This is a genomic window from Actinomadura sp. 1N219 (assembly GCF_044326405.1).
Lineage (GTDB): Bacteria > Actinomycetota > Actinomycetes > Streptosporangiales > Streptosporangiaceae > Spirillospora.
The window spans coordinates 300,223-316,327 of sequence record NZ_JBIRAY010000001.1; the positions used below are offsets into that span (position 1 = coordinate 300,223).

Below are 16,105 nucleotides of genomic sequence, written 5' to 3' on the forward strand. Positions count from 1 at the left end.
TGTGATCCGCTCCGTCAGGTTTCCTGTGCCGCCTGCTGCATGAGTTCGAGCAGGCCCCGTTCGCGCTCGTCCGCCGTCCCGCCGTAGTCGAAGCTGTAGGTGAACTCCGCGTTGCGGAAACGGCTGAGCCGCAGCTGGCAGTAGTTCCCCGGCAGGAAGCAGGGCTCCAGCTCGGTGTAGACGCGCGTGACCTGGGCTGGTGCGATGCCGCGCGCGTCCAGGCGGTCCCAGAGGAGGCGCTCGGGGTGCGGCAGGCCGACCCGGGCCTGTTCTGTTTCGATGTGTTTGTCGCCGCCGGCCTCCTCGTACTCGATGGCGGCGGCGAAGGGGAAGCTGAGCGCGTGCCGGATCTGCTCCAGGACGCGCGGCCACCATGCCTCGTCGTCCGCGAGCGCCGGTTCGTCGATCTTCAGCAGCGACTGGCGCAGCTCACGGAAGATCTCGGCGGGGTTCCGGTCGCCGGGGGACGCGAGCAGCGGCAGGTACCGGTCGAGGGCCAGGAGGGAGCCGATGAACGCTGGGACGCTGCCGTTGACGATCATCGGCGTGGCGGCCGCGGTGACGAACACGGCCCGGACATCGCCTGCCCCGGTCACGCAGATCTCGGCGCCCTGGTCGGTGCCGATCCGGCACCAACCGGCGGCGTCGGACGTCCCGTTGGACGTCCGGTCGGACGTCCCGGCTGACGTCCTGTCGGACGGGGTGCCAGGTGTCGCGCCTGGTCCATTGGCAGATGCGTCGCCAGGTACGGCGCTAAATGTGGTGCCAGGTGCGGCGCTAGGCCCGATGCCAGGTGCGGCGCCAAGTGCGGTGCTAGGTGTGGTGCTGAGTGTGGCGTCTAGTGGGGGGCCTGGGGCTGGGGTGAGTGTGGGTTCGGGAGCGCCGTTGGGGACGGCGTCGGGGTAGCCGATGGTCGCCGCGTATTCGGCCAGGGCCAGCGGTTCGCCCGTTGAGGCGGTGAAGTAGGGGCCGACCTGGAGCGGCAGCCCCGGATCCGCCAGCGCGCGGGCCGCGTCGGCCGGCATCATGAGCCCGCCCGCGTCCGCCCCGGGCAGTTCGGCGGACGGGATGCGCCGCACCCCCTCGGGGCCGAAGCGCGCCATGATCGCGTCCGTCATCGGACGTCACCCTCCTCGCCCGTGATCCGCGCCAGCGCCTCGGCGGCGACGGCCTGGTAGGCGCGGTCGGTGGCGAGGACGTCGGTGCTCGCGCCGCCCGCCAGCACCCGGGGACTCTCCGCGATCTCCCTGATGTCGGGGACGGCGGCGGACGCGTCCGCGCCGATCTCGCCGAGGCACCGCACCGCGAGCATCCCGGTGGGGGTCGCGGCCACGGCGTCCACCAGGTGCGGGAGTGTCCGCTCGGTGTCGCCGGTCACGCGCTGGATCACGGCCGCGGCCCCGGGCATGGCCTCGTCCAGGAGGGGAAGCGCGGGTCGGGCGGCGGAGCCGAGGGCGAAGAGGCGCTCGATGTCCTCGTCGTCCAGCCCGTTGCGGATCGCGCTGGTCAGGAAGCGGAGCGGCTCCTCGCCGTCGCCGGTGATCTGCCAGATCGCCCATGCCGCGTTCTGGCTGGCCTGCGGGCCGTGCTTGCGGCCGAGGTAGCGGCGCAGCACGGGGACGGCGTCCGCGGCGGCCGGGCCCAGCGCGGCGAGCGCCCGAGCGACATGCGGGACGGCCTTGCGCCGTTCGAGCAGGGAGATCATGTCCGGCAGCAGGGGTTGCGCGCGGTCGCCCCACTCGGCGAGCCCCGCCAGGACGTTCATCAGGTGGTTGCCCGCGAAGCCGGTGCCCTTCTTCGGCTCGTCCAGGAACGCGCGGACGGGTTCGAGGAGCGCGTCGGCGTGCTCCTTCATGCCGGCGATCGCTGGGCCGGGGTTGAACGACAGGCGCGGTTCGTCCAGGTCAGCGGCCAGCGCGGGGACGCAGCGCGCGTCACCCGCCCGGCCGAGAGCCTCCAGCGCGCTGCCCGCGATCAGGTCTTGCGGGTGATCCTGGACGTCGCCGTCGAGGAGGGGGAGGAGGCGGTCGGCGACGAGGGCGATGTCCGGGCCGCCCTGTTTGATCTCCCAGACGGCCTCCTTGACAACCTCGGCGTCGTCGTCCGTGAGGAGGTCGGCGAGCGGCGGGAGGAGCCCGGCGGGGCCCGCTCGCCACGTGCGCATGATCTGGCCCGCGCGATGGACGGCCTGGACGCGCCTCTCAGCGTCGGCCGCACCAACGTCGGTGTCGGTGGCGAGGGCGGCGCGGGCCAGGCTGATCTGCGGAGCCGGAACCTGGTCGAGTGCGGAGGTCAGGAAGCCGGTGCGGCCGCCGTCGAGGACCCACAGCTGCCCGTCCAGCGCCGACTCGTCCGCCTGGATCTCCGCGGTGATCGCCTGCAGGCCGTCGTCGTCCAGGTCGTCCGCGCCGCACCACAGCAGCGCCACCGCGGCCGCCGCCCGGACCTCGCGTCGCGTGTCGGCCGCGTGGCCGCGGAGCCAGTCGAGCGGCGGTTCGTCCCGATCGGTGCAGATGTCGGCGACGGCGAGGATCATGCTCGCGGCGGCGCCCGCGTCGCCCTCCGCGTCGGCGGCCTGCCGGAGGCGCGGGACCGGGTCGGGGTCGTGCTCGGGGAAGTCGGCGAGGACGAACGGAGCTGCGGCCCGGACGGCCGGATCGCCGTCGTCCAGCAGGCTCATCAGTGTCGGGACGCCCGTTTCGACGGCGGCGCGCGCGGCCCGCGCCCATTCCAGGACGGTCGCGAGGTCGGGTTCGCCGTACTCGTCCTCGTCGTGGTCCTCCAGGTCCCAGACGGCCCCGGCGATCTCCGAGAGCAGCCCGAGGATGCGCGGACGGAGATGCGTGCCCGGGTGCGAGACGAGCTCGTACAGGACGCCGACCGCTGGGACCGTCGCCGGATATACCCAGCCCTGGTGGTAGATGCTGCCGGACAAGTCGTACAAGGCGCGTTCGACCACCGCCGGGTCGTCCGACCCGACCTGCTCCAACGTGTCCGGCAGGTTCGTCGCGGCGCCGTAGGCGTGGGTCAGGCCCGCCCAGTCGGCCGCGTCACGGAATCCGCCGCTCATCCCCGTCCCCCGGAAGCTCGTTCATGAAATGGGTGGTCACGTCAGGAGTCCCCCGGCGTATTTCTTGACCGCCGAGTTCGCGCTGGACTTGGAACCGGGTATGTCATTGTCGTAAGGATAGCTGTAGGTTACGTCGAGCTTGTTGCCGAAGTATCTGGGGATCCATTCCTCGCACCAGGCGCCTGGAATGTCGCATGGCTGGCGTTCGGTGTAGACCTCCTTGAGCTTTCCGCCGCGCTCCAGGATCTCCATGCCCGCGCGCTTCTCCGAGTGCCGCCCGTCGCTGCGGGCGACCATGATGCGCTCGTTGCCGTCCTTGTCGATGTAGCGGAAGGCGGCGTAGTTACGTCCCGAGCCGTCGCCGTTATGGCGGCGGGCGTCGTCCACCGCGCGGGCCATGTCGTTGCTGTCACGGTCGACTTTGCGGGTTCTGACGTTCGGACCGGTCTGGCCTTTGTCGCCGTCCTTCCGGTCCTTCATGTTGTACTTCTTGGACAGCTCGCCCTCGCGGGACTTGTTCGGATGGATCAGCTCGTATTCGCGGGTCCGGCCGCTCCGGCTGCGGAACGTCCGGGTCTCCGACAGCACCTTCGAGATGACCTTCGCGCCCGCCGGATTTCCCCTGCCGCCGCTGCTTCCGCCCCGGTTGCGCCTAGCCATTGAGCAACGCCTCCACCGCCATGCCGAGCAACTGGTCGATGATCGCGCCGGTGATCATCTTGAAGATCGGGATCTCGGCCAGCGAGGCGCCGAAGGTGACCGCCGCGGTGGCGATGGCCTGCGCGATCTGGATGGCGAGGATGATGAGCTGGACGATCACGTTGATCTTCAGCACCAGCACGACGACGCCGGCGATCAGCAGCCCGGCGCCGACCAGCATGCAGTCGGTCGCGGCGTCCCGGATGTTCGCGGACGCGGCCTCGTCGTCCGTCCAGTCCTTCTGGAACGCCTCGAAGTCCTCGCCCTTGTTGGTCGTCCAGACGCCCTGCGCCACCGAGTCCGCGCCGGACGACGTCGACTGGAGCGTTCCGCCGAACGACATCCACGTGCCGCCCATTTCCATCAGCTTCGTCTCGTCGGCCTCTGGCCACGTGTAGCCGAGCATTCCGAGCAGGCTGATGAGCTCACCGGGCAATTGCAGGCCCATGCCCTACCCACCTACCCCAATGCCTTGCTGACGGAATTCACCGCTTGGACGTTCGACTGCTCCATCGTCGTGTAGTTCTTCGCCACCGCTTCGAGCGCCTTGACGCGCTCCTCCAGCTCCTTGGCGTTCTCCTTGAAACAATCCATCGCCGCCTCGAAACAAGCGGTGTGCGCGAGTCCGATGAGCATTCCGAGATCGTCACCGCCCCACGGCTCGCCATAACCGGTGATCTGCGACTGGAACTGCTGCACCTGCTGGTTGAACTCGTCCGCGACCTGCCCGAGACGTTCGGCGGACGAGCTGAGCTGATCGGGTGATACCTGGAAGCCGTCGGTCATCGCCGTCCCCCGTGAAGCTGAGCCATCAAGTCTGCTATCGACTGAGTCATCTGTCGCATTTGACGCATGCTCATGTCCTGAAGTTCGCGCGCCCGGGCGCTGAGCGCCTCGGTCTCCGCGCCGGCGGGCAGCCCCGCCGGATCGGCCCGGAGCTCCTGGAACGCGCCGTTCACCGCCGCCGCGACATGCTCGCCGATCTCCTCGGACGACATCCGCATCGCCCGGGGTGCCAGCTCGATGCCCTCGACCTCGCCGTCCGCCGACACGGTCACCCGGATCAGCCCGTCCGCCGCCTCGCCGTGCCCTTTGGCGGACGCGCCGCCGGGACGCTCACCGCCGCTTCCGCTCACCGTCCCCAACGCGGCCCGTGCCTCGTTGAGCAGATGTTCCAGCTCACTACCCGGGATCCCCGCCATCGAGAGCCCTCCCCCTGCTAGGTCGCTTGGAAGATCATAATCAACCGGTCCAAAACTTGGCCACAGCCCAAATGTTCGATGAACGGCTCCTGCAGAGGAGGGCTGCTCACCAGGCCACCACCGCGCGGACATCTGCAGCGCCGACATTGGACGCGCCGGCGCCGGACGGGGCCTCGGCACGCCTCGGCACAGCCCAAGCCGTCCTTCAGAACTGACACATTCAGTGTGAGGCGCATTACTCGCCGTCACGCTGACGCAATCGCGGCTGGTCGCCCTCACCTGCGCCATCACGCCAACCGAGGTGGACGGCAACGCCATGACCTGCAGACGCAGCCCCAGTATCTGCGCGTCCCAGAAATGATGCCTCTGAGCTACCCGAAAGGGAGGAAGAGCTTCTGAGAAGTGGATCGGCATAAACCCAGGCGACGCACGTCGCGCCCCGTCCCGCCGATTCTTGAACAGGCTGACTGCTATCGAGGGGATCCGGGCGGGTTTCCTGACGTTCACGTGCACCAAGTCATGGCACCGGCCGCGTCCGTTGTAGCGGGGTGCCGCGGACTGGCCGCGGATCGAGGAGCGGCCCGATGGTCGGTGGCAAGAGTTAGAACCTGTTCTTGTCTTATGAGGCTGGGGCTAGCAGGGTGGGGGACATGGACCTGGTAGCGCTGGAAGAGATCCGTCGGTTGAAGTATCGGTACTTGAGGTGCGTCGACCTGAAGTTGTGGGACGAGTTCACCGAGGTGTTCACCGAAGACGCCGTCGCCGAGTACGACACCCCGCTGCTCGGCAAGACCCTCAGTCTGGACGGCCGGGACGCGATCATCGACTACATGCGGGCGAACCTCGGCCCCGACAAGATCTCCACGCACACGGCAGGCTGCCCGGAGATCGATGTGGACGGCGACCGGGCGACCGGCATCTGGTCGCTGGACGACACGATCATCATTCCGGAGCACCGCCTGCTCATCCGGGGCGCCGCGTTCTACCACGACACGTACCGGCGCGGCGCGGACGGACAATGGCGGGTCGAACGGACGGGCCACCGGCGGACGTACGAGTACACGGTCTCCCTGGACGACGCGCCGAGCCTGAAGTTCACCACCTCCCATTGACCGGGACAGCGCCATTGACTCGATATAGAACGAGTTCTAGCGTTTCGCTTCCGATGCCGTGCGCCGCATCTCGTCCCTGATCCCAGGAGTGCCCGGTGGCCATCGACCCAGCCGCAGGCAGAACCACGCACACCGACCCCGACCTCATCGAGAGTCGGGATGCCGACTCGGTTACGAAGTCGTTCGCTGAAGCGGTCGTCGAGGCGGAGCGGATCATCCGCGGCGCGCCGCACGTCAAGTCCGATCAAGACCTGGCGGAGGGGCTCGACTACCTGGCGGGCAGCATCAAGGCGTCCTTGCACATGGTGGGCGCCTACCAGCACGAACACCCGTACTTCGCGTCCTCCACCGGTCCCTACACGAAGCTGGGCCTCGACAACCCCGACACGCTCTACTTCCACGCCTACGTGCGAGACGACGCCGAATACGTGGTCACCGGGAGGCGCGGTACGACCGCCGACCTGAGCTTTCAGGTCATGAACGGCGACTACTCGCCCACCCAGTCGCCCGACAGCCTCACCGCCTTCGACGACCGCGAGCTGGACATCGCAGCGGACGGGACGTTCCAGCTCCGCTTCGGCCCCCCGAAACCGAGCCAAGGACCCGGGTACGTCGCGCTGCCGCCGGGCTCGGCGATGCTGATCGTCCGCGAGGTGTTCAGCGACTGGGACAACGAACGGCCAGGTGAGATCCGCATCCATCGCGCCGACACGCTCGGGACGTCGCCGCCGCCCGTACCGTCCGACCGGATGGCCAGGCGGTTCGAGGTCGCGGGCAAAATGCTCCTGGCCAGACTGCGGACCTTCCTGGCCTTTCCCGAGTGGCACTACCTGAAGCTGCCGGTCAACACGCTCACGGAGCCGCGTCCCACACCCGGCGGCCTGGCTACGCAGTTCTCGTCCGTCGGCCACTACGACCTGGACGGCGACGAGGTCCTAGTGATCACTGCCCCGGCCGCCGACTCCGACGTGGCGCCCTACCAGGGATTCCAGCTCGGCAGCATGTGGTACATCTCGCTCGACTACATCAACCACCAGACGAGCCTCACCGCCGACCAGGCCCGCGTGGACGCGGACGGCATGATCCGCTACATCGTCAGCGAACGGGACCCGGGCCTCGTCAACTGGATCGAACGCACCGGACATCGCCGCGGCTACCTGCAGTTCCGCTGGCAACGCCTCACCCGCGACCTCACACCCGCCGACGGCCCGACCGCCGAGGTGATGCCATTCGACGAACTGCCGCGCCGCCTTCCCCACTACGACCGACAGCGCCTCGCCGAACACGAGTGGACACAACGAATCGCAGCCCGCCAGGCCGCCATCGCCCGCCGGATGCTCGGCTAATGCCCACCGAACCACCACCCACCGCAGAACCTCCGTCCGCCCTACCTCCACCTGTCGAATCGCCGACCACCGGACCGCCTGCCGCTGCATCGCCGTCCCCCGACCCGCTGGAAGCCGGACCGTCAGCCGTCGCGCCGCCGAACGCCGGCTCTTTGGGCGTTGGGTCGCCGGTTGCCGGGCCTCCGACTACTGGATCGCCTTCCACTGGACCGTCAGCCGTCGAGTCGCCGGACGTCGGGCAGCCGGGCGTTGCGCTGCCGGGCGTTGGGTCACCAGGTGTCGGGCCTCCGACCGCTGGGCCGCCGGGCGTTGAATCGCCGGGCCTTTGGTCGCCGGGCGTCGGATGGCCGGGCCTTTGGTCGCCGGGCGTCGGATCGCCGGGCGTCGGGTCGCCGACAGCTGGTTCGCGGCGCGTTGGGCCTCCGGGCGCTGGACCTTCGGGTGTTGGATCGCCGAGTGTCCGGCCTCCGGGCGTTGGATCGGCCGGGGTCGGGTCGTCAGCCGCCGTGTCGTCGGGGGTCGGGCCGGTCGGGGGTGGGCTGTTGGCTGGGAAGGTCGTTGTCATCTCTGGGGTCGGGCCCGGTCTGGGGCGTGGTCTGGCGGTTCAGTGCGCCAAGGCCGGGGCGGACGTTGTTCTCGCCGCGCGCAATGAAGCTCGGCTCGCCGACGTCGCCGAAGAGGTTGAAGACCTTGGTCGGCGGGCCGTCGTCGTCGCCACCGACATCACCGACCCGGTGGCCTGCGAGCGCCTGGTGGATGCGACCCGCGCCGCGTTCGGGCGCGCGGACGGGCTGGTCAACAACGCGTTCGCGACACCGCCGTTGACCGATCTCATGAAGGTCGACCTCGACGCGGTGCGAGCTGGTTTCGAGACGAACGTGCTGGCCGCGCTGCGTCTGACTCGCCTGTTCGTCCCCGTCCTCGAAGAGAGCCGCGGCTCCGTCGTCATGATCAACTCGGCGGTGCTGCGGCACTCGCGGCGGACGTTCGGTGCGTACAAGATGGCTAAGGCGGCGCTGCTCGCGATGGCGCAGAACCTGTCGACGGAGCTGGGGCCGCGCGGTGTCCGGGTCAACACGATCGCGCCCGGCTACATCTGGGCCGACAACCTCAAGTGGTATTTCGAGCATCTCGCCAAGAAGCGGGGCGTCCCGGCGCAGCAGGTGTACGACGAGAACGCCGCGACCACCGACCTGCGCAAGCTGCCCGAACCGGACGAGGTCGCCGACGCCGTGGTGTTCATGCTGTCGCCGCTGGCCCGCGCGGTCACCGGCCAGTGCCTGGACGTCAACTCCGGCGAATGGCACCACTGACCAGCAGCACCGAGCACCCGGGGAAGGCGCCGATGACCTCAGGACGCGACAGCGTAGGCACGGTCGAGGATCTCCACGCCTCGGCCGCCAAGATCACGGGGCTGGACGACTTCGGCGACGACGCGTACCTGGCCGGGTTGACGGTGTTGCTGAAGTCCTATGCCGAGGACGCCGGGCTGACTCCGCTCGGAAACAAGGCGCAGCGGGCGATGCTGCGCGGCGCCCTGGTCGCCCGGCAGTTCTCCGAGGCGGCGTGGCGGCAGCATCCTGGGCACGCGGACGTCCCGGTCGGACGTCCGATCTTCGTCACCGGACTGCCGCGTACCGGCACAACGGCGCTGCACCGACTGCTCACCGCCGATCCCGCCCACCAGGGCCTGGACCTCTGGCTGGCCGAGGTGCCGCAGCCGCGCCCACCGCGCGAGACTTGGGCGGACGACCCGGTCTTCAAGGCGATCGACGCCGGATATCGCAGGCACCACGTCGAGAACCCCGAGTTCATGGGCGTCCACTACATCTCGGCGGACACGGTCGAGGAGTGCTGGCAGCTTCTGCGGCAGACCATGCAGTCGATCTCCTTCGAGTGCCTGGCGCATGTGCCTTCTTACTCGTCCTGGCTCGCCGAACAGGACTGGACGCCCGCATACCGCAGGCATCGCCGCAACCTGCAGCTCATCGGCATGAACGATGTGAGGCGGCGCTGGGTGCTGAAGAACCCCAGCCATCTGTTCGCGCTGGACGCGCTGTTGGAGGTCTATCCGGACGCGCTGATCGTCCAGACGCATCGGGCGCCGCGCACCGCGATGGCGTCCATGTGCAGCCTCGCCGCGCACGCCACCGCGGGGTGGTCGGACGTTTTCGCCGGCGCGACGATCGGCCGCGACCAGCTCGAACTGTGGGGCCGCGGCCTCGACCGATTCCGGAGCGAGCGGGTTCGGCATGATCCGGCGCAGTTCGTGGACGTCCACTATGACGACTTCGTCCGCGACCCGATCGGGACGGTAGAGGGCGTCTACCGCCATTTCGGGCTGCCGTTCAGTGACGCCGCCCGAACGGCGATGACGGATCTGCACCGCGAGAGCGCCACCGGAGCCGCCAAGCCGGCGCATCGGTACGCGCTGGAAGATTTCGGACTGACCTTCGAACAGGTCGACTCCCACTTCGCCGAATACACCGCCGACCTGCACATTAGCTAGCCGACGCTCAGCCCGTCTCAGGGATGGCCGGGCGGTCACGGCTGGCCGTCCGGCACCTGGTGGGTAGAGGTGGTCAGTCCTTGGACGTCGGTGCGGCGAGGTCGGCCAGATGGCGCAGCGAGTTGATGAGGTGCTCCGGGCCGAACGGCGGGAACTTGAGGTACTCCCGGATGGACTGCGGCACCGCAGACCAGTCGTAAGTGAGCGTCACCTCGGTCTCGGACGGGCCGAGCGGCGCGAGGTCGTAACGCCAGAACCAGCCGCCGAACTCCAGGCGGCCGTCGTCGCTCTCGGTCCCCGTCATCCAGCCGATGGCGTGGGGAGGGTCGAGTATGTGGACCTTGTTGGCCGTCCGGTAGCCGCCGTCGGGGTGGTTCGGGTGGTACATGTCCATCCGGAATACCTGTCCCACCTCGGTCAGCGGCGACTGGTCGGCGGATTCCTGAACCCAGCCGGTGCCGTCGATCGCGGAATGCGTCGTCGGGTCCGCCAGCACGGCGAACACCCTCGCGGCGGGCACGGCGAAAACCAGGGTGGCGCTCACGTTCTCCTCGATCATGGTGCGCGCACGCTCCTCGTCATCTCGTCTCGGGCTTCCCGCGGTCGCGGAAGGGACGCTGTCACTATGCAGACGATCCGGTGACGCGAAACTCATCGGTCGCGCACGGGGTGGGCGGCAGCCGCGTCTCGGACGCCGGCTTATCGGCTGGTGATCAGGGTAGGGGCCCTCACCAGCCGGTGCCCTTCCGAGGCGCCGGACATGGAGCGGGCGGCGAACCGGCCCGCTAAGTGCGCAACAGGGGACGACGCCGATGACCGAACCGCTCCCACCGACACGCAGAAATCGCGCGAGCCTGACGTACAAAGTGCGTTATGCGGCACAGAACCCAGATCGGATCAAGGCATACCTGGCGAGGGTGGCCAGGGACCTCAAATTCCGGTTTTCCAGCCGCGACCACGTCGCCTACTACCGGGCCGTGATGAAATCCGACACGGCCAAGAACCCGGAGGCCGCAGTCGGGAGCCGCAGCCACGAACGCTGGCTGGCGCTCGGCCAGATGCAGTTCGACTACCTGCGCAAACACGGCCTCAAGCCCGACGACCGGATCCTGGAGATCGGCTGCGGCAACCTGCGGGCCGGATGGCGGTTCATCGACTATCTCGACGCCGGGAACTACTACGGCATCGACATCTCGCCGGACATCCTGCTCGCCGCGCAGCACACACTCGTCCGTCAGGATCTGCGTGAGAAACTTCCGCACTTGACGCTGGTCAACGATCTGAAGTTGCAGTTCCTCCCGTCCAAGCACTTCTCCGTCGTGCACGCGCACAGCGTGTTCAGCCATTCGCCCATCGAGGTGATCGACGAATGCCTCGCCAACGTCGGCCGCGTCCTCGCACCCGACGGCTTCTTCGATTTCACCTTCGACCGCACTGAGGGAACCGAGCATCACGTCCTCCGCGAGGATTTCTACTACCGCACCGAAACGCTGATCTCCCTCGCCGAGAGGCACGGTTTCGTCGCCCGCTTCATGGACGACTGGGAAGAACTCCCACACGGCCAATCCAAAATCCGCGTAACCCACGCCGAATAGCCAGCTCGCGACGACACCTAGAGGCGTCACGCGGCACCACACAGAGGGACGTCGCCGGCTTGTCTACGGATGATCGGGCGGCGCGGGCGGGCGCTGTGGCTGGATAGTGCCGGCAAGGCGTTTTGGCGCCGACAGCCGCCAACCCTCGGTGACGAGTTCGGCCAGCTCGACGGGGTCGACCATCGCGAGCTTGATCTCGACCCAGGCGAAACGTCCACCTGCCCAGGACGGCGAATAGACCTCCGGGGCTTCGGCGACGAGGGCCTCCTGCTCTTCGCGCGTGGCCTTGAGCATGATGGTCTCGTCGGCCTCGTTCAGGTAGCAGAAGCCCTTCCCGCGCACGCGGAATCCGGTCAGCTCCGGATGTCCGTCGTTCTGGGCCACCTCCGGCAGCCCGAGGACGACGTCCAAGAACTCCTCGACAGTCACCCCACCAGGTCTACCAGCGGCGTCTGACAGTTCAAGCCATCGGGAAGGGGAAGCCCGGAAAGCCGCGGTCCACCGCAAAGCCCCGCCGCGGCACAGGACAGCGCCCGTGGCGATCGACCGGCTGTTGTAGGCGGTCATCGACAGCCCGTCCCGCCGAGTAATGAGCGCCTCGGCGGACGCGCGGTCGTCGATGTACCGACACGCGGGGAGGCGTCCATCGCTGCCGAGGGGTTTCATCAAGCGGCTCCCAGGGCCGGGCCGGGGCGGTCGGCGGGCGGGGGCGGCGGGAGCGGGCGGCCAGGGGGCCGGGCCCGTTCATCTGGTGCGGCGGAAGCGATAGAGCGTTGCGGCTACCCGGGGGCCTAGTGGTAGAGGGACGACCAGGTCGTTGGGATATGCGTCCACCAATTTCAGCTCAGGAGAGAAGAACTCGGCCAATCCGGACCGGCGGCGCGGACCGATTGGTCGCCAGTCCATCGGATGCCGTTTGGTCCAGTGCTCCAGCAGGAATTCGCCGCCGGGACGCAGCCACGACTCGATCAGCCGGGCGCGGTAAGTCCTCAGCCCGGAACGATTCATATTGTGCAGGCAGCCTGAGTCGAATACGACGTCGAACGGCTCGTCCGGGCGCAGGACCAGCACATCGCCTTGCACGACGGTGAAAGGCGTCCGCGACCCGGCCGATCTGGCCCGCGCCATGCTGATCGCCTCAGAATGCAGATCGATAGCGGTGACCTGGAAACCCAGCCCCGCCAGATATTCGGCGAAGTTGCCAGAGCCGCACCCGACGTCCAGGAGCCGGCCAGGTTCCGGTGTCGTCTCGGCTAGCGCGGTGAGCAGTTGGTCTGATCGCCTTTGGCGGCGGTGTAGGAGATGTCGAGGATCTTTCGCTGGCCGGGGCCCATGCCTGCGCGGGTCATGGCAGGACGGTCCAGAACTGCCAGTGGTGGCCTTCTGGGTCGGCGGTCAGGTAGCGGCGGTGTCCGTGTGCGTTCTCCGGCCCGGTGATGATCTCGGCGCCGTGCTGGCGGGCGTGTTCGCAGTGCGCGTCGACGTCGTCGACCATCACGTACAGGCTTTGCGTGGACGCGCCGCCCAGCGCCGCGGGCGTCGTCGAGCCGCCCGCCTCGGACGGGCCGATCGCCATGATGACCCCCTCGCCCAGGCACAGCTCGGCGTGCTGGATCCGCCCGTCCGGCGCGACGTACCGCGTCCGCTCGGTCAGACCGAACACCTTCACCAGCCAGTCCAGGCTGCGGACGTCGGCGTAGTACACCATCGGCGTGATCTGCGGGTAGTCGCCGCTTTCCGAGGCGGCGGTGAGCGTCTCGACCGGCACCTCCAGCGCGGCGGCCAGGGCCGCCGTCGTCTCGGCCGACATCGACCCGTCCTCCGCGCGCTGCACGGTGCGGATGGCCACCCCGGCCGCCTCGGCCAGTTGCTCCTGGGTGAGCGCGCGCCGCGCCCGCAACCGTCGAACCCGCGCCCCTGCCGACCTCCGCTGCACCGCGACCTCCTGTGTTCGTTCGGCTCCGTCCAGCCAGGCTGACCACGGTCTCAGCAGCCGCTCGGGCACGCCACGTCCACAAGACGACACTTTTCCGCCACCAGACCGCTTTCCCGGACGCGGACAGGAGCCGTAGTAGACGAAATGGCCTGTCTGGATATCCCCTTGACTAACGTCCGCGGAACGATTCGTCACATTCCCGAACCGGATCCCGCGTCGCCTGTTCGTAGAGCCGTTGTGCCGTTGAGCCGAACGGTGTTCCCGGATACGCTCGGGCGGCGGTAGACCTTGTCGTGGACCGTCCGGCGCATGGGGGAGTAGCCACGGTGGGCTTTTCAGGGCCCCGAAGGGTAGTCATTGTCGGAGCCGGCCTGGGCGGCACGGCCACCGCCATCCGCCTCTTACAGTTCGCCCGGGAACCTTTACAGGTGGTGGTGATCGAGCGGCGTCCCGAATATCGGAGCGCGGGCGTGGCCTATCACCGGGCGGGCAATCACTGGAACCACGTCTTCAACATCCAAGCCGGCCGCATGTCGATGTTCCGGGAGGACGTCGACGACTTCGTGTCCTGGGCCAACAATGAGGCCGACCGGACCGGCTGGCCCGCGGAATGGAGTGCTTTCACCTTCACCGAGTCCGGACCCGCCCCCCGCCGGATCTACGCCGACTACCTCGCCGCCCGCCTCGCCGACGCCGCCCGCGAGGCTTCGGACGGCGTGACGCTGCTAGAAGCCAACGGCGAAGTGGTCGACATCGCACTCGACACCGGCCACCGCGCCCGCGTCACCATCAAAAACTGCTCCCCACCGCAAACCCCCCCAACCTCCAAACCCGCCGCCAAAACCAAAACCGTCTGCGGCCAAACCACCGCCCCCGACACCGACACCAAGACCGCCGCCAGCGAAACCGCTGTCACTGGGGCCGCGATCGCCGCTGGCGAGGCTGCCGCCACCGGGGTCGTTACCGGAGGGACCGGACTCGCCGACGTGGTCACCGCTGATGGGTCGGGGCGGGTGGTGCTTCAAGCCGACCATGTCGTTCTCGCCACGGGTCTCGAAGAACGGGACCTTCCGTTCGCGGCTGAGGTGGCACACCACCCCTCGTTCGTCCGGCACCCCTACTCCGAGGAGGGGATCGAGCGGATCCTCGGCCTCCGGCAGGACGGCGTTGTCGCCATCGTCGGCACGTTGCTGAGCGCGTACGACTCGGCCTCGCTCCTCCTGCGCCGCGGACACAGCGGGCCGATCCACATGATCTCGCGTTCGGGCCTCACGCTCCGCACCTACCCTCCGGATCACCGGCACCGCGTCATCAGCCTCCCGCCCCCACGGCTGATCCCCGGCGGCTATGAGAGCCGCGACGAACTCGTCCGGCGTTTCAAGGACGAGTGGGAACAGGCATGCGCCACCGTCGCCCGAGAACATCCAGCCATGCCGCACGCGGTGGTGACGGAACGAGTCGCAAAGTCCTGGGAACCGCATCTGCCGGACGTCCTGGCACGTGTCCCGACGTCCGACCTCTGCGCGCTCCTCGACGGCTACGGGAGCCTGCTGGCCACGCTGCGGGTGGGCGCCGTCGGCCACATCACCGAGTTCGTCGAGGCCGCGATGGCGGACGGCGGGCAGCTCGTCCTCACCACCGGGAAGATCGACAAGATCGTCGGCACCGCGTCCGGCACCCTGGAGCTGTCGGTGTCCGGGTCGGAGGCGGCGCGGACGATCGAAGCGGACCTGGTGATCTCGAACTTCGGGCGGGAGCCGGACTACGCGCGAGCCGGTTCGGCGCTCTGGACGAACCTGCTCCAGAAGAAGATCGCCGTGCGGCACCGGCGCACCGGACGCGGTGTCGAGGTGGACGTCCACGGCGTCCTCCTCGGACCGTCCGGGGCCCGCTCGGCTCCGATCTCCGTGGTCGGCGGCCCCCGGGAGGGCGATGAGATCGTCCGGTACGGCCGGCTGGGCGCGTTCGCGTTCAACCTCGCCGCGATCAAGAACCATTCGGTCGGCGTCGCCGCGACCGTGCTGCACCGGCTCGAATCCTGCTACGACGAGCAGGCCGGCGACGTGGCCGTTTCCATGACGGACGCGGAGGGGCGGGAGGCGTTTGACCGGTCGGTCATGCTGGACGTGCACCGAATGGCAGCCCGGCGTCGTGACGACCGCGAGGCGATAACGGCCCGGCTCGAAGAGAGCCTTGAAGCCGTCCGCGGCAAGGCTCCTATATCGGACGCTGCGCTGCGGTTCGCCGTCAACAGGGCCGCCATGACAAAACTCAACGACCTGTCCGTTACGCCCCGCGATCTCCGTGACCGGCTCGGCCTCGATGAACCGGCGCCGCCGAAGTAGCCGGCGTCGCCTCAGCCGCAAGACCCACCGAAGCCGCTGGAGTCGCCTGAGCGGCAAGGCTCGGCGGAGCCGCTGGAGTCACCGGAGCCCCTGGAGCGGCCGGGCCGCCTCGGCCGTCGGGCTGTCGGAGCCGCATCGGCCGCGCTGATCGCGATTGCGCCGGGGCCGAGCACGGTCGTGATCATGCGGAAGCGATCCGGCGATCCGGCGATCCGGCGAGGCCGGGCAGGGGCCGGGTCGGCGGCCGGGAGGGCCCGTCCTCGGGCACGGTCTCGGATCCGGCGTTGGTTT

Annotated in this window: 16 protein-coding genes; 6 read left to right on the plus strand and 10 right to left on the minus strand. The window is 68.7% G+C overall.

What is annotated here, in order from left to right; translation table 11 throughout:
• Window positions 1-14: 14 nt before the first annotated feature.
• From ACH35V_RS01475 to ACH35V_RS01500, 6 genes are read right to left on the minus strand one after another with little or no spacing between them, the layout of a single operon-like run.
• A complete protein-coding gene (locus ACH35V_RS01475) occupies window positions 15-1,118 on the minus strand; it encodes a nucleic acid/nucleotide deaminase domain-containing protein (RefSeq protein ID WP_395969653.1) in 1,104 nt (367 codons plus the stop codon).
• Window positions 1,115-3,070, minus strand: a complete 1,956-nt coding sequence (locus tag ACH35V_RS01480) for an armadillo/beta-catenin-like repeat-containing protein (protein WP_395969654.1) — start codon at window positions 3,068-3,070, stop codon at window positions 1,115-1,117. Before ACH35V_RS01480 ends, ACH35V_RS01475 begins: the two co-directional genes overlap by 4 nt.
• Before the next feature lie 36 nt (window positions 3,071-3,106).
• On the minus strand, window positions 3,107-3,730 hold the full coding sequence (locus tag ACH35V_RS01485) for a nucleic acid/nucleotide deaminase domain-containing protein (protein WP_395969655.1): 624 nt from the start codon (window positions 3,728-3,730) through the stop codon (window positions 3,107-3,109).
• Window positions 3,723-4,217, minus strand: a complete 495-nt coding sequence (locus ACH35V_RS01490) for a hypothetical protein (protein ID WP_395969656.1) — start codon at window positions 4,215-4,217, stop codon at window positions 3,723-3,725. The genes ACH35V_RS01485 and ACH35V_RS01490 overlap by 8 nt, the downstream gene beginning before the upstream one ends.
• A gap of 11 nt (window positions 4,218-4,228) precedes the next feature.
• Window positions 4,229-4,555 carry a WXG100 family type VII secretion target gene (locus tag ACH35V_RS01495; protein WP_395969657.1) on the minus strand — a complete coding sequence of 109 codons (327 nt, stop codon included), beginning with the start codon at window positions 4,553-4,555 and terminating at the stop codon, window positions 4,229-4,231.
• Window positions 4,552-4,971: a YbaB/EbfC family nucleoid-associated protein gene (locus ACH35V_RS01500; RefSeq protein ID WP_395969658.1), complete on the minus strand. Its 420-nt coding sequence runs from the start codon at window positions 4,969-4,971 to the stop codon at window positions 4,552-4,554. The genes ACH35V_RS01495 and ACH35V_RS01500 overlap by 4 nt, the downstream gene beginning before the upstream one ends.
• A gap of 650 nt (window positions 4,972-5,621) precedes the next feature.
• Between ACH35V_RS01500 and ACH35V_RS01505 the strand changes: the two genes are divergently transcribed.
• From ACH35V_RS01505 to ACH35V_RS01520, 4 genes are all read left to right on the plus strand, one after another.
• Window positions 5,622-6,083: a nuclear transport factor 2 family protein gene (locus ACH35V_RS01505; RefSeq protein WP_395969659.1), complete on the plus strand. Its 462-nt coding sequence runs from the start codon at window positions 5,622-5,624 to the stop codon at window positions 6,081-6,083.
• Window positions 6,084-6,178: 95 nt separating this feature from the next.
• Window positions 6,179-7,429, plus strand: coding sequence for a hypothetical protein (locus tag ACH35V_RS01510; RefSeq protein ID WP_395969660.1), 1,251 nt, complete (start codon window positions 6,179-6,181; stop codon window positions 7,427-7,429).
• A gap of 542 nt (window positions 7,430-7,971) precedes the next feature.
• On the plus strand, window positions 7,972-8,742 hold the full coding sequence (locus ACH35V_RS01515; RefSeq protein ID WP_395969661.1) for an SDR family oxidoreductase: 771 nt from the start codon (window positions 7,972-7,974) through the stop codon (window positions 8,740-8,742).
• Window positions 8,730-9,938 (plus strand): sulfotransferase family protein, encoded by a 1,209-nt coding sequence (locus ACH35V_RS01520; protein WP_395969662.1) that lies wholly within the window; start codon window positions 8,730-8,732, stop codon window positions 9,936-9,938. Before ACH35V_RS01515 ends, ACH35V_RS01520 begins: the two co-directional genes overlap by 13 nt.
• A gap of 73 nt (window positions 9,939-10,011) precedes the next feature.
• Here the strand turns inward: ACH35V_RS01520 and ACH35V_RS01525 are convergent, their stop codons facing one another.
• The gene (locus tag ACH35V_RS01525) at window positions 10,012-10,497 is read right to left on the minus strand and encodes a hypothetical protein (RefSeq protein ID WP_395969663.1); all 486 of its coding nucleotides are present in this window, start codon (window positions 10,495-10,497) and stop codon (window positions 10,012-10,014) included.
• Between the two features lie 253 nt (window positions 10,498-10,750).
• On the opposite strand from ACH35V_RS01525, the gene ACH35V_RS01530 reads away from it, so the two are divergent.
• Window positions 10,751-11,533 carry a class I SAM-dependent DNA methyltransferase gene (locus tag ACH35V_RS01530; protein WP_395969664.1) on the plus strand — a complete coding sequence of 261 codons (783 nt, stop codon included), beginning with the start codon at window positions 10,751-10,753 and terminating at the stop codon, window positions 11,531-11,533.
• Between the two features lie 63 nt (window positions 11,534-11,596).
• On the opposite strand, the gene ACH35V_RS01535 is transcribed toward ACH35V_RS01530, so the two are convergent.
• The 3 genes from ACH35V_RS01535 to ACH35V_RS01545 form a co-directional block, all read right to left on the minus strand.
• Window positions 11,597-11,962, minus strand: a complete 366-nt coding sequence (locus tag ACH35V_RS01535; protein ID WP_395969665.1) for an MmcQ/YjbR family DNA-binding protein — start codon at window positions 11,960-11,962, stop codon at window positions 11,597-11,599.
• Between the two features lie 315 nt (window positions 11,963-12,277).
• Window positions 12,278-12,802: a class I SAM-dependent methyltransferase gene (locus tag ACH35V_RS01540; protein WP_395971118.1), complete on the minus strand. Its 525-nt coding sequence runs from the start codon at window positions 12,800-12,802 to the stop codon at window positions 12,278-12,280.
• A gap of 76 nt (window positions 12,803-12,878) precedes the next feature.
• Window positions 12,879-13,538: a VOC family protein gene (locus ACH35V_RS01545; protein ID WP_395969666.1), complete on the minus strand. Its 660-nt coding sequence runs from the start codon at window positions 13,536-13,538 to the stop codon at window positions 12,879-12,881.
• A 257-nt stretch (window positions 13,539-13,795) separates the two neighbouring features.
• Between ACH35V_RS01545 and ACH35V_RS01550 the strand changes: the two genes are divergently transcribed.
• Complete coding sequence (locus ACH35V_RS01550) at window positions 13,796-15,814, plus strand: FAD/NAD(P)-binding protein (protein ID WP_395969667.1); 2,019 nt, start codon at window positions 13,796-13,798, stop codon at window positions 15,812-15,814.
• Window positions 15,815-16,105: the final 291 nt, after the last annotated feature.